Raw genomic sequence first — 14,851 nt, forward strand, 5'->3', positions numbered from 1 at the left:
ACGGATACTCGGTAAGAGAACGGTCTGGCTATGGGTTCGCCGGGGCGAATCCCCGTTTCCGCAACAACGCATTGGTGTCGACGTCACGGCCGCGAAACGCACGATAGGTAACCGCTGGGTCGATCGTGTCGCCGACGCTGAGTACATGTTCGCGTAGTTTGCTCGCGACATCGGCATCGAAATACTCGCCGTCGGCCTGCTCGAACATCTCAGCGGCGTCGGCGGTCAGGGCATCGCTCCACAGATAGCTGTAGTAGCCCGCTGAATAGGCATCGCTGCTAAAGAGGTGACTGAAGTGGGGCAGTCGATGGCGCATCGGTAGTTCCGCCGGCATCTCGATCGCCGCCAGTTCTTCGGCTTCGAATTCATTGATATCGATATCGGCTGCATTGGCTTGGTGCAGCTTCATATCGAGAATCGCACAGGCGAGATACTCAGTCGTGTCAAATCCGCTATTGAATTTGGAGGAGCGTTCGATCTTCTCGAGCAACTCCGCTGGCATGGGTTCGCCGGTTTCGTAATGCGTCGCAAATTGGCTGAGCACCTCGGGGGTCGACAGCCAGTGTTCGAGGATCTGAGAGGGGAACTCAACGAAATCGCGTGCCACATTCGTGCCGGATTGTGACGGATAGCGCACCTCGCTGGAGAGCCCGTGCAGGGCGTGGCCGAACTCATGGAAGAGCGTCGTCGCATCGTCCCATGAAATCAGGATGGGACCGTCGCCGGAGACCGAGATGAAATTGCTATTGTTGGAAACAATCGAGGTGCTGACGGGAATGTTCTCGTCCGTGGCAGCCAAGTCCGTTCCCGACTGTTCCCGGTAGTCGGTCATCCACGCGCCGCTACGTTTGCCTTCGCGGGCAAATGGGTCGAGGTAGAACAAGCCTACATGCTTGCCATCACGGGTGACTTCGTAGACGGTCACATCCGGATGAAAGGTCGGCAAACCCGTGACGCGTTCGAAATGCAAACCGAAGAGGCGTTCGGCGCAGTACATCATGGCCTCACGCATCTTGTCGAGCTGCAGATAGGGCCGGACCTCGGCCATATCGAGGTCGTATTTTTCCTTGCGAACTTTTTCCGCATAGAAGCGATAGTCCCAGGGCTCGATGTCGATCGTGGGCGTGCCCTGAGCCGCCGCTTCGACGTCGGCGATCTCCTGCATATCGGCGACTTCATCGGCCACGCGGTCAATGGCAGGCTTCCACACCTGCATCATCAGCTCCATTGCCGCCTCGGGTTGGGCAGCCATCGTGGACTCCATTCGCCAGTGCGCGTGGGTGGGATAACCCAGCAATGCAGCGCGTTGGCCGCGGAGGTGCAGGATCTCACGAATGATGTCTTTGTTGTCGAACTGGTCATCGTGGTCACAGCGATAATAATAGTTCCGCCAGACCTTTTCGCGAAGTTCGCGGTTCTCCGCATAGGTCAGGAACGGGTCCATGGACGACCGCGTGTTGGTGACTGCGTAAGCTGCTTGGCCGCCTTTTTCTTGGGCAGCATCTGCCATGGCAGCAATCGTCGAATCCGAGAGACCTGCGAGATCCTCACGCGAATCGATCCAAGTCACATGCCGCTTCTCTTCCTCGAGCACGTTCTGATTGAAATCGGTGAAGAGCCGGGCCAAACGGGCGTTGATCTGAGACAGTTTCGACTTGTCGCCGGCGGAGAGTTTCGCACCGCTGCGAATGAACGCTTTGTACGTTTCATCGAGCAGTCGCCGGGCATCGGGTCGCAATTCTACCGTCTCCTGATCAAACACTTGCTGGTGAACCGATTCGATCCGCGCAAATAGCTTGGCGTTCTGTGTGATCGCATCGGAGTGTGCGGCCAGTTTGGGAGTGATCTCACGTTCGAGGTCAGGGATCGGGCCGAGGTTCAAATTGGAGGCATGAACATCAAATAGAACCTCCAGTCGGTCGAGCGTCTCGCCAGCGGTTTCGAGAGCGAGGAGCGTGTTCTCAAATGTTGCTGGCTCGGGGTTGTCAGCGATTTTCTCGATATCGCGTTCGGCTTGTTCGATAGCGACATCGAACGCCTGAGAGAACTCGTCGACGCGGACACTGCGAAAGGGAGGGACGCCCCCATAGGGCCCCTTCCAGGCGTCGAGCATTTCGGACGAATCGAGCGTTTGAGTGGTCTTGGAATCAGTCACAGTCTGCTCAGGGTGGGCCGGTGGATCGGAAGCTGCCCCTGTCGCCTGTGGTCCAGCGAGACAGGGGAGAGAAGTCGAGGCAAGCAGCGCAGCGGTCACGCTGAACCTGCGGACAATTTCCAGTTTCATTTCATGAATCCACGAGATTTCAGGAGTTCGATTACCGCATCAACGCAGTTCCCCAACGATGAATCGGATGGATCGACAACGAGATCGGGTGCCGTGGGGGCTTCGTATTCAGCCGTGACGCCGGGGAAATTAAGCAGTTCGCCGGCATCCGCCTTCGCGTACTGCCCCTTCGTATCACGCTCGCGGCAGACGGCCAGCGGGGTGGCGACATGCACGACGAGATAGCGTGATTCCCCAATCAGCTTGCCGACCTTTTGGCGGACGTCCTCTGCGGGCGCCACCATCGACGCCATGCAGATCAGCCCGGCATCATTGAGTGCGTGGGCGAGGTGGCCACCTCGGCGGAGATTCTCGCTGCGGTCTTCGGCTGTGAAACCAAGGTCGAGGCTCAGCCCGCGGCGAATCTGCTCGCCATCGATCACGGCGACAGCCCGTCCGGCATCGAACAGTTTCCGTTCGACGGCCTTGGCGATCGAGGTTTTCCCGCTGCCGGTCAGTCCGGTCAACAAGACGGTGACCGGTTTCTGACCAAACCGAGCGGCGCGCTCTTCGATGGAGACGGCCGAGACTTCCGCGTCAGCGTCGGTCTCTGCCGCTTCGATATCATCGTCCCATACCGATCGTGATTTTCCAGTCGCCCCGCGATCGAGAACCATGCCCGCTGCGACCGTCGCGTTGCTGATGCGATCGATCAAGATGAAGGCGCCTGTGGACCGATTCCGGCGGTAGGGGTCAAACTGAATGGGCGCCGAAAGTTCGATTGCCACACGTCCGATCTCGTTAAGTTCGAGTGTCGGCGAGGGGGTCCGATGGAGCGTGTTGACGTCCACTTGGTACTGCAGTGTTTGGACGTTTCCGGGCAGTGTCCGAGTCGTGTGTTTGACCAGGTACGTCTTGCCCGGCACCATCGGCTCTTCGCCCATCCAAACGAGCATGGCTTCGACATTGGAATCGCTGCGGGGGACATTTCCACTGCGCACAATCATGTCACCGCGACTGGCGTCGATCTCGTCTTCGAACGTCAGTGTGACCGACTGCGGTGCGAACGATTCCTCTTGGTCCCCGTCGTAGGTGACGATCTGTTTGACTTTGGATTTCTGGCGACTCGGCAGCACCATGATTTCATCGCCCGCGCGGACGATTCCTGACGCGATCGTGCCACAGAATCCGCGGAAATCGAGATTGGGGCGATTGACGTATTGAACCGGCATCCGGAAGTCTTGCAGGTTGCGGTCCGACCCGATGTTCACCGTTTCTAAGAAATTCATCAGCGTCGACCCGTTGTACCACGGTGACGAGGCGCTGCGATCGACAACATTGTCCCCGTTGAGAGCGCTGATCGGGATGAAGTTCAGATCCGGGAGATCCAGCCGCGCCGCAAAGGCGCGGTAGTCGGCACAGATTTCGTCGAAACGCTCTTCGCTGAAATCGACCAAGTCCATTTTGTTGATCGCGACAACCACGTGCCGAATGCCGAGCAATGAGACGATGAAGGAGTGCCGCCGGGTCTGGGTGAGCACTCCATGGCGAGCATCGATCAGAATGATCGCGAGATCGGCCGTGCTCGCTCCGGTCACCATGTTGCGGGTGTATTGTTCATGCCCCGGCGTATCGGCGATGATGAATTTACGCTTGGCCGTGCTGAAATACCGGTAGGCCACGTCGATCGTGATGCCCTGCTCCCGTTCCTCCTTGAGCCCGTCCATGAACAGGGCTGGATCGAACCCACCAGCGACGGATCCTTGACGGACCGAATCGTTCTGGACCTTCGCGAGTTCGTCCTCGTAGACGAGTTTGGAATCATAGAGCAAACGACCGATGAGCGTGCTCTTGCCATCATCGACACTGCCGCAGGTAATGAAACGCAGGAGCTGCTTTTGCTCGTGCTGTTTCAGGTAGGCGTCGATGTCGGTTGCGATAAGATCTGATTGATGTGACATTTTGGTAGCTACTAGCTGTTCGCTTCTAGCTGCTAGCTAAAAACAGACGGTAATGGTGGATGGGGTTCTTCACTAATAGCGTTTCGCTACTAGCTCTATTCACTGCGCCGGACGCGCTTGGGTCGAATCAAATCGGTAGTCCGCCAACGGCTGTTAGCTAGAAGCTCACAGCCCGCAGCCGCGGCGAAGCCGCTAAAAGTAGCCGCGTTCTTTCTTCTTCTGCATGCCGACCCCGCCCTCGTCTTGGTCGATCACGCGGCCTTGGCGTTCGCTCGTGCGGGTCAACAGCATCTCTTGAATGACCTCCGGAAGCGTTGTCGCTTCGCTTTCGACAGCCCCCGAAAGCGGGTAGCAGCCCAGCGTACGGAACCGCACCATTTTCGTCTCTTCGACCTCGCCGGGTAGCAGTGGCATCCGCTCATCATCTCGCATCAGCAGGACGCCGTCGCGGCGAACGACTTGGCGTGGTGCCGACAGATACAACGGGACAATGGGGATGTTCTCCAAATGGATGTACTGCCAAACATCGAGTTCGGTCCAGTTGCTCATTGGGAAGACGCGAATGGATTCCCCTTTGTTGACCCGCCCGTTGTAGAGGTTCCAAAGTTCGGGGCGTTGGTTCTTCGGGTCCCAGCGATGGGATTTATCGCGGAAGCTAAAGACCCGCTCTTTCGCCCGGCTCTTCTCCTCGTCTCGGCGAGCTCCACCGAACGCCGCGTCGAACTGATATTTGTCCAGAGCGGACTTGAGGGCATCGGTTTTCATCAATTCGGTATGCCGCTCGCTATCCTCCCAAGGGTGAATGTTGAGCTTGAGTGCTTCCGAGTTGATATGCACCAGCACGTCGAGCCCAAGTTCGCCGCGGACATAATCCTCGCGATGCTCGATCATGTCCTTGAACTTGTACGTCGTGTCGACATGCAACAGCGGGAACGGCAGTTTGGCCGGGTGGAACGCCTTGAGTGCCAAACGCAGCAGAACGGCAGAGTCCTTGCCGATCGAATACAGCATGACTGGCTTGTCAAATTCCGCGACGACTTCGCGGAAAATCTGAATACTCTCGGCCTCGAGCTGTCGTAGGTGAGTGAGGCTGTAATCTGACATGGGAACCGTTGAGCAAGTGCTGGCGGATAGAAACGGACAGAAAAGGGAGGAGGCGGGCACGCCAAGTATAGTTGGCAATTCGAATTTCAACAGGCCTACCGCCTGGGCAAGATTTGCCGGGGGCGACGGACCAATGGTCGCCGCAGAAAAGACAGTGGTGATTGGCCACGAAACCCCTTTCGGCGTTTGCAGCACAAAAGGTCACCATAATTTAATGGGCTAGCCGAAAAGGGGCGGCGTTCCTTTGACGCTCGGAAGGGTGAAATCAGGATGGAACGCAACGCGGCAAAACCAAGCAAAACGGCTGGCAACCCCAAAGGTCGAACAGTCCGCGGTAACGTTGCGAAGGATTCCCCCTCTATGCTTCGGATGCCGCTACTCGAAACGCCCTTTGCGAGACAGTTGCAGGACAACGCCCTGGCCTTCACTCATCTGATCGGCAGGATCCTGATCGGCTAGCTCGGTGTCCGGTGACGCCTCAGCCGTTTCGGAGTCGAGTGCGGGCGGTCCTAATGGGTAGTTGGCGACAACCCGCAGGTCAACGCCTTTGAGTGATCCGTGATGGCGGGCTTCGCCACGTTCCTCCACCCATTTCGGTCCTTTGACCAGCAGCATCCGGTCGAAGCTATTCCAGTGTGGTTCGACCCAGCGACAGAACTTCATCAGGCTGCCGACGGCGCGGCTAACAATCGTCGTGAAGCGAAAGTCCTCGAGAAGCTGCTCGCCTCGGGCAGCGTAGACCGGCACCGCCAGGTTCAGTTCCGTCACCAGTTCGTCGAGCACCTTGGCGCGTTTGCCCACTGATTCAGCCAGGGAAACCTCGATATCAGGGCGGAGGATCGCCAGCGGGATGCCGGGTACTCCGTTGCCACTGCCGAGATCGAGAACGACTTCGTCGGGCTGGATGAGATGAGCCAATTGCAGGCAATCCCGCAGGTCGCGGCCGACGAAGAGATCCCAAGTTGTATGGCGGGTCAGGTTGAGCTGTTCGTTGTACCGCCACATCAACTCAGCGTACTGCCGCAGCGATTCGGTCAGCGGCTCATCGAGCTCCATTCCATGTCGCTGCAGGGCCGCTTCGAAGGTATCGTCGGAGTCAAGGTTTTCGGTGTGCTCGTTCATGCACGCAGGTGATACCAAGCCACGGGGCGGGCGGAAAGGGCGCGACAGATCGATTCGGCCGGGAGAGCGATCGTCTACGCGTGCAGGCCGCCCCCGTGGGCTCAATCGGTCCCAGGGAATGCAGGTTGCCTGGCTAGCCCAGTGTGAATGACGCTATGTGAAGACAGGGGCGGTGATCCTCCCGCAGGCAGCTTTCGATCGTCGTCAATTCGGTCGTGCTGGGGTGGGTCCGGGCCGCTTCTGGCGAACTTTTTGTTTCTCTCTGCTTTTTTTGCGTCAATTCCGTCTTGTTCCGAATCCGCGGATCGGTACACTCTGCCTTCCTTGGTCGGAAACAGCGGCCAACGTAGCTCAGTTGGCAGAGCAGCTGATTTGTAATCAGCCGGTCGTGGGTTCGAATCCCTCCGTTGGCTCTTGGATGTCTTTGTCTGTGACCGCACCAAAGACTGCCGATCAGAGAGAGTTTGCACGCGAGGTAATTTATTTGCGTGCTACCGGTTAAACAGATTGAAAGACATCGATATGATGTAGTTTGGCAAGCCTTGCAAAGCTCGCCAGCAAAGAATGACGACAACACGACTGAAATGAATTTTTTGGGGGTTTGCCCGAGTGGTTAAAGGGGGCGGACTGTAAATCCGCTGGCTATGCCTACACAGGTTCGAATCCTGTAGCCCCCATTGGAAAAGAGCTGCTAGCGATTGGCTATTGGCCGCTGACGAGATGTCTGGGTGTGACCCGGGTGTCGCGAGTAGTTAGTGGCTGAGAGTTTCGGTCTGGCAGCGTGTCGTGCGGGTGTAGCTCAATGGTAGAGCAGCAGCCTTCCAAGCTGAATACGAGGGTTCGATTCCCTTCACCCGCTTTTGAGAGAGAAAGCTACTAGCTGCTAGCTATTAGCCACTGGCTTTGGGCTAGTCGCGAAATTCGTGACTGCTGGGCCTGTTGCTGGTGGCAAAGGGTTAGCCGCTTCCTGCTGCTGTAGCTCAGGGGTAGAGCGCCTCCTTGGTAAGGATGAGGTCATGGGTTCAAATCCCATCAGCAGCTTTCGGGGCGTCCGGAGGATTGGCATTTTTACGTGCAAAGCACACGTGGCCGATCCAACCAGATACGGGACGTCCAAACAATTCCGTTTCGTTTCGATTTTTTGAAAGTCGAATGCGATCGGCACGGCCGATTCGTCAGCGGTCCACCGTGGGTGTGAACACGGTCGCCGGCGATGAGGGCTTTCGCAGAGCGTATCTCAGTGAAAGTAGTGGTGCAGATTGCAATTGTAGGTGAAATTAGCATGGCTAAGGATAAATTTAACCGGACCAAGCCCCACGTGAACGTCGGGACAATTGGCCACATTGACCACGGTAAAACGACCACGACGGGTGCTATTCTTGCTGTTCAAGCGGCTAAGGGCTTGGCTCAAGCAAAGGGTTACTCCGATATCGCCAAGGGTGGTACGGTCCGTGACGCGACCAAGACCGTGACCATCGCCGTGGCTCACGTGGAGTACGAGACGGATAATCGGCACTATGCTCACATCGATTGCCCCGGCCACGCTGACTTCGTCAAGAACATGATCACGGGTGCCGCCCAGATGGACGGTGCGATTTTGGTTGTGTCGGCTGCCGACGGCCCGATGCCGCAAACGAAAGAACACGTGTTGTTGGCTCGCCAGGTTGGCGTCCCTTACATCGTCGTGTACCTCAATAAGTGTGACCTCGTCGACGACGAAGAGTTGCTCGAATTGGTGGAGCTCGAAGTCCGTGAATTGCTCAGCAAGTACGACTTCCCGGGCGATGACGTTCCCGTCGTCCAAGGTAGCTCGCTGCCAGCCTACAACAATCCTTCGGATCCAGAAGCATCCAAGTGCATCTCGGAACTGATGGACGCTCTCGATGAGTACATTCCTGAACCCGTTCGTGAAGACGACAAGCCGTTTTTGATGGCAATCGAAGACGTGTTCTCGATCGAAGGCCGCGGAACTGTGGCTACCGGTCGGATCGAGCGTGGTGTGGTTACCGTCGGTGAAGAAGTTGAGATCGTTGGTCTCGCCGAAACCCCCGTCAAAACCACCTGCACCGGCGTCGAGATGTTCCGCAAGGAAATGAACGAAGGCCGTGCTGGTGACAACGTCGGTTGCCTGCTCCGTGGTGTGAAGCGTGAAGACATTCAACGCGGCCAAGTTTTGGCCAAGCCTAAGAGCATCAACCCGCACACCAAGTTCGAAGCTGAGGTTTACTGCCTGAGTAAAGACGAAGGTGGCCGTCACACGCCATTCTTCAGCGGTTATCGCCCACAGTTTTACTTCCGCACGACCGACGTGACCGGTACTGCCAACTTGGTTGGCGCCGACATGTGCATGCCTGGCGACAACGTCAAGGTAGAAGTGGAACTGCACAAGCCAATCGCCATGGATGACGGCGTTCGCTTCGCTATCCGCGAAGGTGGCCGGACGGTCGGTTCAGGCGTGGTGACCAAGATCATCAGCTAGACATTTGCTTCGGCCCAGCTTGCTATTCAGTTCAAGCCGGGTTGACGCTACAATCATACTGCGATTCCTTGGATGGTGTACCATTCACCACCCAAGGTTTCCGCAATGACAGGGGCGTAGCTCAATTGGCAGAGCACTGGTTTCCAAAACCAGCGGTTGTGAGTTCGACTCTCGCCGCCCCTGCTTCTTCAAAACATACAATTCCTGCCGAAATCATTGGCTGTGAAGGACCTAAAGGAATGTCAAAAGAGATCACTCAATCAAACACGGCAATGACCCCATTGGCGAGTGAGCTGTTTCACGGCAATGTGTACAAGCCCAATCAGGGCCGGATGGTCCGCCAATTAACCGCTCTGGCTGTTTTTGTCATTGTCGGGCTCGGCTGTTGGCGCCTCTATTCGTTTCTGCCAACGGTGATGAACAACGCTGTGGTCGCGAGGTCGATCGCTGGGGTGCTGTTGGCCGCAGGCTTGTGGTTCGGTTTTCGGGTCGTGAACTGGCCGCGTTTCGCGGACTTTTTGATCGCCGTCGAAGCGGAAATGAACAAGGTCACCTGGCCGAGCAAGGACGAACTGAAGCGGGCCGCGGTCGTGGTCATCTTTACAATTTTCTTTCTGGCTATCACGCTGTTCGCCTTTGATGTCATCTGGCAATTTATCTTCAGTACCCTCGGGGTCACTTCGTGAGCGAAAACGAAACAACCGAAAACGAACTCGTTGAGAACGTCGATTCCAACGGCGCAGACGAAACTGAGAACACGGCTGATTCGGACACCGCTTCCGCTGGCCCTACGCTGCCACCCGCTGCTCCCGTCGATCCCAATGCGCCGCCAAAACCAGAGGTGTCCGACGAGGCGCCGATGGATTGGTACATCCTCAAGGTTGCCTTTAACCGCGAAGACTCCATTGCTGACGCACTTCGCAAGAAGGTCAAGATGGAGGGAATGAGTGAGTTTTTCGGTGAGATTGTTGTCCCCACCGAGGACGTTGCGACGTTCACTCGTGACGGGAAACGCCGGGTGACCAAGCGGAAGCTGTTGCCGGGCTACATCATGGTCTTCATGTCGATTAACGATGACACCTGGTTTCTCGTTCGCGAGACAGGAGGGATCAGTGATTTCACCGGTTCAGCGGGCAAGCCCATGCCGATGGAACCTGAAGATGTCGAGCGATTCGTCAACCGACCCTTGGTCGATGATGATGAGGACGCCCCGATCAAGACCGCGATCCCCTTCAAAGTGGGTGATCGTGTCCGTGTCAAGGAAGGCAATTTCGAGAACCAAGAAGGCGAAGTCGATGTCGTCGATGAAGCCAATGGCCGCGTGACCGTGATTATCAATATCTTCGGCCGCAGCGTCCCGATGGAACTCGATCACTGGCAAGTCGAGCCGCTCTAGAAAAACACACGGCTGCAAGCCAATATTCGTCTATTTCAACTTCCCTCACCCTTGATTGCGTACGCTCCGCAGCGAATCGTTGCACCATTCCAAGCGAACCGCAAATCGCTAACAGCTAATAGCTACACTCATGGCAAAACAAGTCACCGGCCAAGCCAAATTCCAAGTCCCCGGCGGACAAGCCACTCCCGCACCGCCAGTCGGTACGTCGCTCGGTAAGTTCGGTGTGAACTTGGGCCAATTTGTCCAGCAGTTCAACGATCGTACCAAGGAATACAACGGCACGCCGATTCCTGTAATCGTCACTGTCTACAACGACCGTAGCTTCGACTTCATCACCAAGAGCCCCCCAGCGGCTTCCATGCTCAAGGATGCAGCTGGCATCGCCAAGGGCAGTGGCGTTCCTAACAAGGACAAAGTCGGCAAAGTCACCGCAGCTCAGTGCGAAGAAATCGCTCAAAAGAAAATGGACGACCTTAATGCCCGCAGCATCGAGCAAGCCGCTCTGATGGTCCAAGGCACCGCCCGCAGCATGGGCATCGTTGTCGAAGGCTAAGACTAGCCAAAGGTGTATGCGTACAAGTTGTCGTCTCGACAAGCTAGCGGCACCTGGCAAATTTCTGCGAGTTGGCGTCGAAAAGCGGGTCGGTCAATCGGCCGATCGGCTTTCAGTGCGTCCATTATGATCGCCTCGGCAGCTCTCTGTGCTTGCTGAACCTGCAGCTCGGTGGCACGCCACGTCGCCCGCTCAGGCTGGAACCCCTTCGAAATACGGTCCTCCTCATCGCCGATAGCGAGTGCGAAGTAGAGCATGCAGGCATCGAAGAATAGGTCACAGCGAGCCCATACGCGGTAGGCCAGTGAGACGGCACGATCGAGCAATTCGATCTCGCTTTCGACCTGCTCTGCATAGCGGGCAACGTCACCGCCGGCCTCACGCACAATCAGGTCAACGATGCGTTGCGAGCCCGTGATCGCGTGAGCCAATCCGGTGCTATGCAGTGGATCGATGGTGGCCAAGCTGGTGGGCAAGGCTAGAAAAGATCGCGACATTGTTCGGCCGCCACACCAACGATGTTGGACCCGTGCGGACTGCAGCCAATCGCCCGGGGACTCCGCCAGCCGTGCCGAGCTGAGCCAAGCAGACAGACTGGGGGAGCTGGCCACGTCGAGGTTGTCGCGCAGCTGATGGGGTGAGGGACGCGTGCCATTCGCAGCGGCATCCGTTGGTCCAGAGCCGGTCCAAACGCGTCCTATGCTCGTTCGGCCGTCGCTCATCCGCAGTTCCCATACCCAGCCATCGTGCAGCAGATGGTGTACGGCGGCTTCGTGGGCGCGGTAAGGCAGTTTGTCGGCATCGGCCGCCTCGGCCACTGCGGTATTTACGATGTGGGTGAACCGCGCTGAGGTCTGCGTCCGCAAGGCATCAACAGCGTCGCGGTATCCTAATTGGCGCAGGATAACCCCGGCTCGTCCCGACGCATCGACGAGCGTGTCGCAGCTGAGCGTTTCACTCGCGCTCCAATCGCCGGCCTGGCGAACTGTTATGCGCCAGGGAGACTCCGCCTGGATCTGCTCGACGGTGCATCCGAATCGCACCTCAACACCCTGGCGACGACAGATATCGACCAGGTATTGATCGACTTCGGCGCGGACCCAATGTGAGTCGCCGTCAGCATCGCTGGCGCTTGCCGCGACGAGTAGGCGAGCCGCGGGGTCAGCGGGCCACAGGCCGGTTGCATCTCGATTTCGGCCGGGGCGATGGTCGTAGTAGGTGAAGCCCCGTTTGAGGCCGCCGGTAGCCTGCGTTTGCGACTCACGCCATTTTCCCCAGCGTGTGAGCGGCGCGAGCTCGTCGATGCCGAAATCGACAGAGATCTGCTCCAGCGTACGGCTGGCGATCGGCGTGGAGGATTCGCCTACGGCAAAGCGAGGAAACTGCGTCTTGTCGAGCATCGCCACCTGGCGCCCGCGGCGGGCCAACTGCATCGCGGTCAGAGAGCCACCGGGCCCTGCCCCCACGACGATCACGTCAAAGTGTGCGGACACTACAGAACAACTTTCGCAAATTTCGTCACGCGATGTTCACGCGACCACGCGAGCGCGGGGAGTGAAGGTTTCTTCGGCGGGCTCGACCGTGAAGCGGTCGACGAGCAAACCGTCTTGCATGCGGTAGCAGCGATCGGCTCGCTCGGCGATGGTTTCATCGTGCGTGATCATGACGATGGTCAAGTCATCTTCGGTGTTGAGTTGACGCAGCAGTTGCAGGATCGACTCGCCGGTTTCCGTGTCGAGGTTCCCCGTCGGTTCGTCCGCCAACAGCAGTTCCGGTTCGCTCATCAGAGAGCGTGCGATCGCGACTCGTTGCATCTCGCCGCCCGACATTTCGGCTGGCTTGTGGGTTTTGCGGTCGAGCAAGCCAACCCGGTCAAGCATCGCTTCGGCGCGGAGAGTGAGTGCTTTGCGATCACGACAATAGCCGAGCACGCTGCGGGAGATCATCGCGGGGGTGAGCACATTCTCGAGTGCCGAGAGTTCCGGCAACAGGTGGTAGAACTGGAAGATGATCCCGATCTGGCGGTTGCGGTACTCGTCGCGCTGCCGCCTGGAAAGGTTGTCGACCCGTTGGCCGCCGAACCAGACTTCCCCGGCGTCGGGTTGGTCGAGTGTCGCCAGGAGATGCATCAGCGTGCTCTTGCCACTGCCGCTACGGCCTACCAATGCCGAGACCTCCCCGTGTTGGAAAGCCACATCGACGCCGCGTAGAACCGGCAACTCAATTTTGTTTTTGTAGTAGCTCTTGCAGATGCCACGGGCTTCGAGAAGTGGATTCATGGATCTATTTTTTGCTTGGGGGGATTCGAAGCGTTGCTTACTCAAAACGCAGAGCGGTGACGGGGTGCATGCGTGCTGCACGCATCGCCGGCAATACGCTGGCGGTGGTTGCGATCGCCACGGCGCCCGCCATCACCCAGGCGAGTGTGAATGGATTGAGAATCGTGGGGATTTCGGTGAAGTAATAAACCGTGGGGTCGAATACTTCTTGGCCGGTGATTTTTTCGATCACGCCTGCGATCTCGTTGATGTGATGGACGAACGCGATGCCTCCGACCAAGCCCACGCCGCTACCGACGATTCCCAACAGCAGTCCATAGCTGAGAAAGATGCTCATCACGCCTCCACCGCTCGCACCCAGGGCTTTGAGCGTGCCAATATCTCGCGTTTTTTCAACAACGATCATGAAGAAGGTGGCGAGAATGCCGAAACCGGCAACAGCAATGATCAGGAACAGCAGGATGTTCAGAATGGTTGTTTCCAAACGAACCGCTGCGAGCAATGGCCCCTGCATGTCGCGCCACGTTTGGATGCTGTAGGCGAACGTATCCGGGGGAAAGCGATCGCGAAGCGCATCGCGGACAGCATTGAGGTTGGCGCCTTCGACGAGTTTGAGCTGGATCGTCGTGACGCTGCGGACGCCTGTCACCGGATCGATCATGCCGCGGAGGTCTTGCAGTTGGTCCAATCGCACGAACGCGAAGGTGCTGTCGTACTCACTCATGCCCGATTCATAGAGGTCGACGACGGTGAATTTCTGGTTGAGTACCTTGGGGTTCTCCGAGGCACTTGGGAACATCATGCGGATATCGTCGCCGGGGCGGCAATAATAGTGATCGCGAACGTTGCCGGAGTCGTCGCGGAGTTTGTTGCTGCAGGTCGAAATTCCCAAGATGATACCGGGGTACTGCTCGGTGGCCGGGTCAAAGACAGCAGCTTCGGCTGCCCCTTGGCCGCCGCCGAGTTCCGGTGGCAGGAATCCGCCCATCGTCGGGCCGGCTGCGGCGAAGGCATTTTCAGCCTCGCTGTCTTGATCGTCCTCGATCAGTCCCGCAACGGCTTCTTGGCCCGCTGAAGGAGCGTCGCCCGTACGCTGGGGTGGCTTGCCACTGCTGAGTTTTTCTGCTTCTCGATTAATCGCTTCCACCCGGGCCTGTTCCTCGGCCAGGGCTCGTTCATAGGAGACCCGGGCGCGGCGGTAGTGCCATCCCGAGGCAGGGAATCCTTCTCGTGACTCAGCGAATCCGGTTTCCCGCAAATTGAAATCGACTTGCTTTTGGTTTTCGGGGTGGATCAGGTAGCGGCCGAATTGGCTGACTTTGTCGTAGGTGGCTGCATCGATGCCGACGAGATTAACGTGCCGCGTGATCAATTGGCCGTTGAAATCGATACCGAGCATGCTGGGCACATGGACGCTGACGGAAGCGCCTTCCAAGTCGTCGCCGACGATGCGTTTGATCTCCGCGAGATGTCCTTCCGGATCGGGCATCCCGCCGCTGGCGTGGCACTCGACCAAAATATCCGAGGCCAAACCATGCAACCGCTCGTGCATCTCAGCGGAAAAACCCGACATCACGCTGTTGACGACGATCAGCGTGGCCACGCCAAGCGTGACGCTGATGATCGATGCAAGCGCGATGTAGCGAGTGCGAAGGTAGCGAAAACAAAGCAGCAGGCGGTACATCCGAGTC

At 57.7% G+C, this 14,851-nt stretch carries 11 protein-coding genes and 5 tRNA genes; 9 read left to right on the forward strand and 7 right to left on the reverse strand.

Annotation, left to right across the window (positions count from 1 at the left end):
- Positions 1-28: 28 nt before the first annotated feature.
- The 4 genes from CA85_RS07020 to rsmG all read right to left on the reverse strand — a co-directional run bounded on the left by CA85_RS07020 (position 29) and on the right by rsmG (position 6,450).
- Complete coding sequence (locus tag CA85_RS07020; RefSeq protein ID WP_146390969.1) at positions 29-2,113, reverse strand: M3 family metallopeptidase; 2,085 nt, start codon at positions 2,111-2,113, stop codon at positions 29-31.
- Between the two features lie 167 nt (positions 2,114-2,280).
- Positions 2,281-4,224 (reverse strand): sulfate adenylyltransferase subunit CysN, encoded by a 1,944-nt coding sequence (gene cysN, locus CA85_RS07025; protein WP_146390610.1) that lies wholly within the window; start codon positions 4,222-4,224, stop codon positions 2,281-2,283.
- Positions 4,225-4,416: 192 nt separating this feature from the next.
- Entirely contained in the window at positions 4,417-5,328 is a 912-nt protein-coding gene (gene cysD, locus CA85_RS07030; protein WP_146390611.1) for a sulfate adenylyltransferase subunit CysD, read from the reverse strand.
- 375 nt (positions 5,329-5,703) lie between these two features.
- Positions 5,704-6,450 (reverse strand): 16S rRNA (guanine(527)-N(7))-methyltransferase RsmG, encoded by a 747-nt coding sequence (gene rsmG, locus CA85_RS07035; protein ID WP_146390612.1) that lies wholly within the window; start codon positions 6,448-6,450, stop codon positions 5,704-5,706.
- A gap of 340 nt (positions 6,451-6,790) precedes the next feature.
- Here rsmG and CA85_RS07040 point away from each other — a divergent pair.
- The 9 genes from CA85_RS07040 (at position 6,791) to rplK (ending at position 10,881) form a co-directional block, all read left to right on the forward strand.
- A tRNA-Thr gene (locus CA85_RS07040) sits at positions 6,791-6,863 on the forward strand.
- 182 nt (positions 6,864-7,045) lie between these two features.
- Positions 7,046-7,127: transfer RNA gene (locus CA85_RS07045), tRNA-Tyr, on the forward strand.
- A gap of 111 nt (positions 7,128-7,238) precedes the next feature.
- Positions 7,239-7,309: transfer RNA gene (locus CA85_RS07050), tRNA-Gly, on the forward strand.
- Positions 7,310-7,419: 110 nt separating this feature from the next.
- Positions 7,420-7,491: transfer RNA gene (locus CA85_RS07055), tRNA-Thr, on the forward strand.
- Positions 7,492-7,732: 241 nt separating this feature from the next.
- Complete coding sequence (gene tuf, locus CA85_RS07060) at positions 7,733-8,929, forward strand: elongation factor Tu (protein WP_146390613.1); 1,197 nt, start codon at positions 7,733-7,735, stop codon at positions 8,927-8,929.
- A 110-nt stretch (positions 8,930-9,039) separates the two neighbouring features.
- A tRNA-Trp gene (locus tag CA85_RS07065) sits at positions 9,040-9,112 on the forward strand.
- Positions 9,113-9,168: 56 nt separating this feature from the next.
- Positions 9,169-9,615 (forward strand): preprotein translocase subunit SecE, encoded by a 447-nt coding sequence (gene secE, locus CA85_RS07070; RefSeq protein ID WP_146390614.1) that lies wholly within the window; start codon positions 9,169-9,171, stop codon positions 9,613-9,615.
- Positions 9,612-10,325, forward strand: a complete 714-nt coding sequence (gene nusG, locus CA85_RS07075) for a transcription termination/antitermination protein NusG (protein ID WP_146390615.1) — start codon at positions 9,612-9,614, stop codon at positions 10,323-10,325. The genes secE and nusG overlap by 4 nt, the downstream gene beginning before the upstream one ends.
- A gap of 130 nt (positions 10,326-10,455) precedes the next feature.
- Positions 10,456-10,881 carry a 50S ribosomal protein L11 gene (gene rplK, locus CA85_RS07080; protein ID WP_146390616.1) on the forward strand — a complete coding sequence of 142 codons (426 nt, stop codon included), beginning with the start codon at positions 10,456-10,458 and terminating at the stop codon, positions 10,879-10,881.
- A 2-nt stretch (positions 10,882-10,883) separates the two neighbouring features.
- Here the strand turns inward: rplK and CA85_RS07085 are convergent, their stop codons facing one another.
- The 3 genes from CA85_RS07085 to CA85_RS07095 are packed head-to-tail and all read right to left on the reverse strand — an operon-like array spanning position 10,884 to position 14,844.
- The gene (locus CA85_RS07085; RefSeq protein WP_186774804.1) at positions 10,884-12,374 is read right to left on the reverse strand and encodes an NAD(P)/FAD-dependent oxidoreductase; all 1,491 of its coding nucleotides are present in this window, start codon (positions 12,372-12,374) and stop codon (positions 10,884-10,886) included.
- A 36-nt stretch (positions 12,375-12,410) separates the two neighbouring features.
- Entirely contained in the window at positions 12,411-13,160 is a 750-nt protein-coding gene (locus CA85_RS07090; RefSeq protein ID WP_146390618.1) for an ABC transporter ATP-binding protein, read from the reverse strand.
- 37 nt (positions 13,161-13,197) lie between these two features.
- Positions 13,198-14,844 carry an ABC transporter permease gene (locus CA85_RS07095; RefSeq protein ID WP_146390619.1) on the reverse strand — a complete coding sequence of 549 codons (1,647 nt, stop codon included), beginning with the start codon at positions 14,842-14,844 and terminating at the stop codon, positions 13,198-13,200.
- Positions 14,845-14,851 lie beyond the last annotated feature (7 nt).

This window comes from Allorhodopirellula solitaria (genome assembly GCF_007859855.1).
GTDB lineage: Bacteria > Planctomycetota > Planctomycetia > Pirellulales > Pirellulaceae > Rhodopirellula > Rhodopirellula solitaria.

Coding starts and splice junctions, on each gene's coding strand:
- rplK (WP_146390616.1), top strand. CDS start 10,456: ATGGCAAAACAAGTCACCGGCCAAGCCAAATTCCAAGTCCCCGGCGGA.
- tuf (WP_146390613.1), top strand. CDS start 7,733: ATGGCTAAGGATAAATTTAACCGGACCAAGCCCCACGTGAACGTCGGG.
- cysN (WP_146390610.1), bottom strand. CDS start 4,224: ATGTCACATCAATCAGATCTTATCGCAACCGACATCGACGCCTACCTG.
- cysD (WP_146390611.1), bottom strand. CDS start 5,328: ATGTCAGATTACAGCCTCACTCACCTACGACAGCTCGAGGCCGAGAGT.
- secE (WP_146390614.1), top strand. CDS start 9,169: ATGTCAAAAGAGATCACTCAATCAAACACGGCAATGACCCCATTGGCG.
- rsmG (WP_146390612.1), bottom strand. CDS start 6,450: ATGAACGAGCACACCGAAAACCTTGACTCCGACGATACCTTCGAAGCG.
- CA85_RS07090 (WP_146390618.1), bottom strand. CDS start 13,160: ATGAATCCACTTCTCGAAGCCCGTGGCATCTGCAAGAGCTACTACAAA.
- CA85_RS07095 (WP_146390619.1), bottom strand. CDS start 14,844: ATGTACCGCCTGCTGCTTTGTTTTCGCTACCTTCGCACTCGCTACATC.
- CA85_RS07020 (WP_146390969.1), bottom strand. CDS start 2,113: ATGCTCGACGCCTGGAAGGGGCCCTATGGGGGCGTCCCTCCCTTTCGC.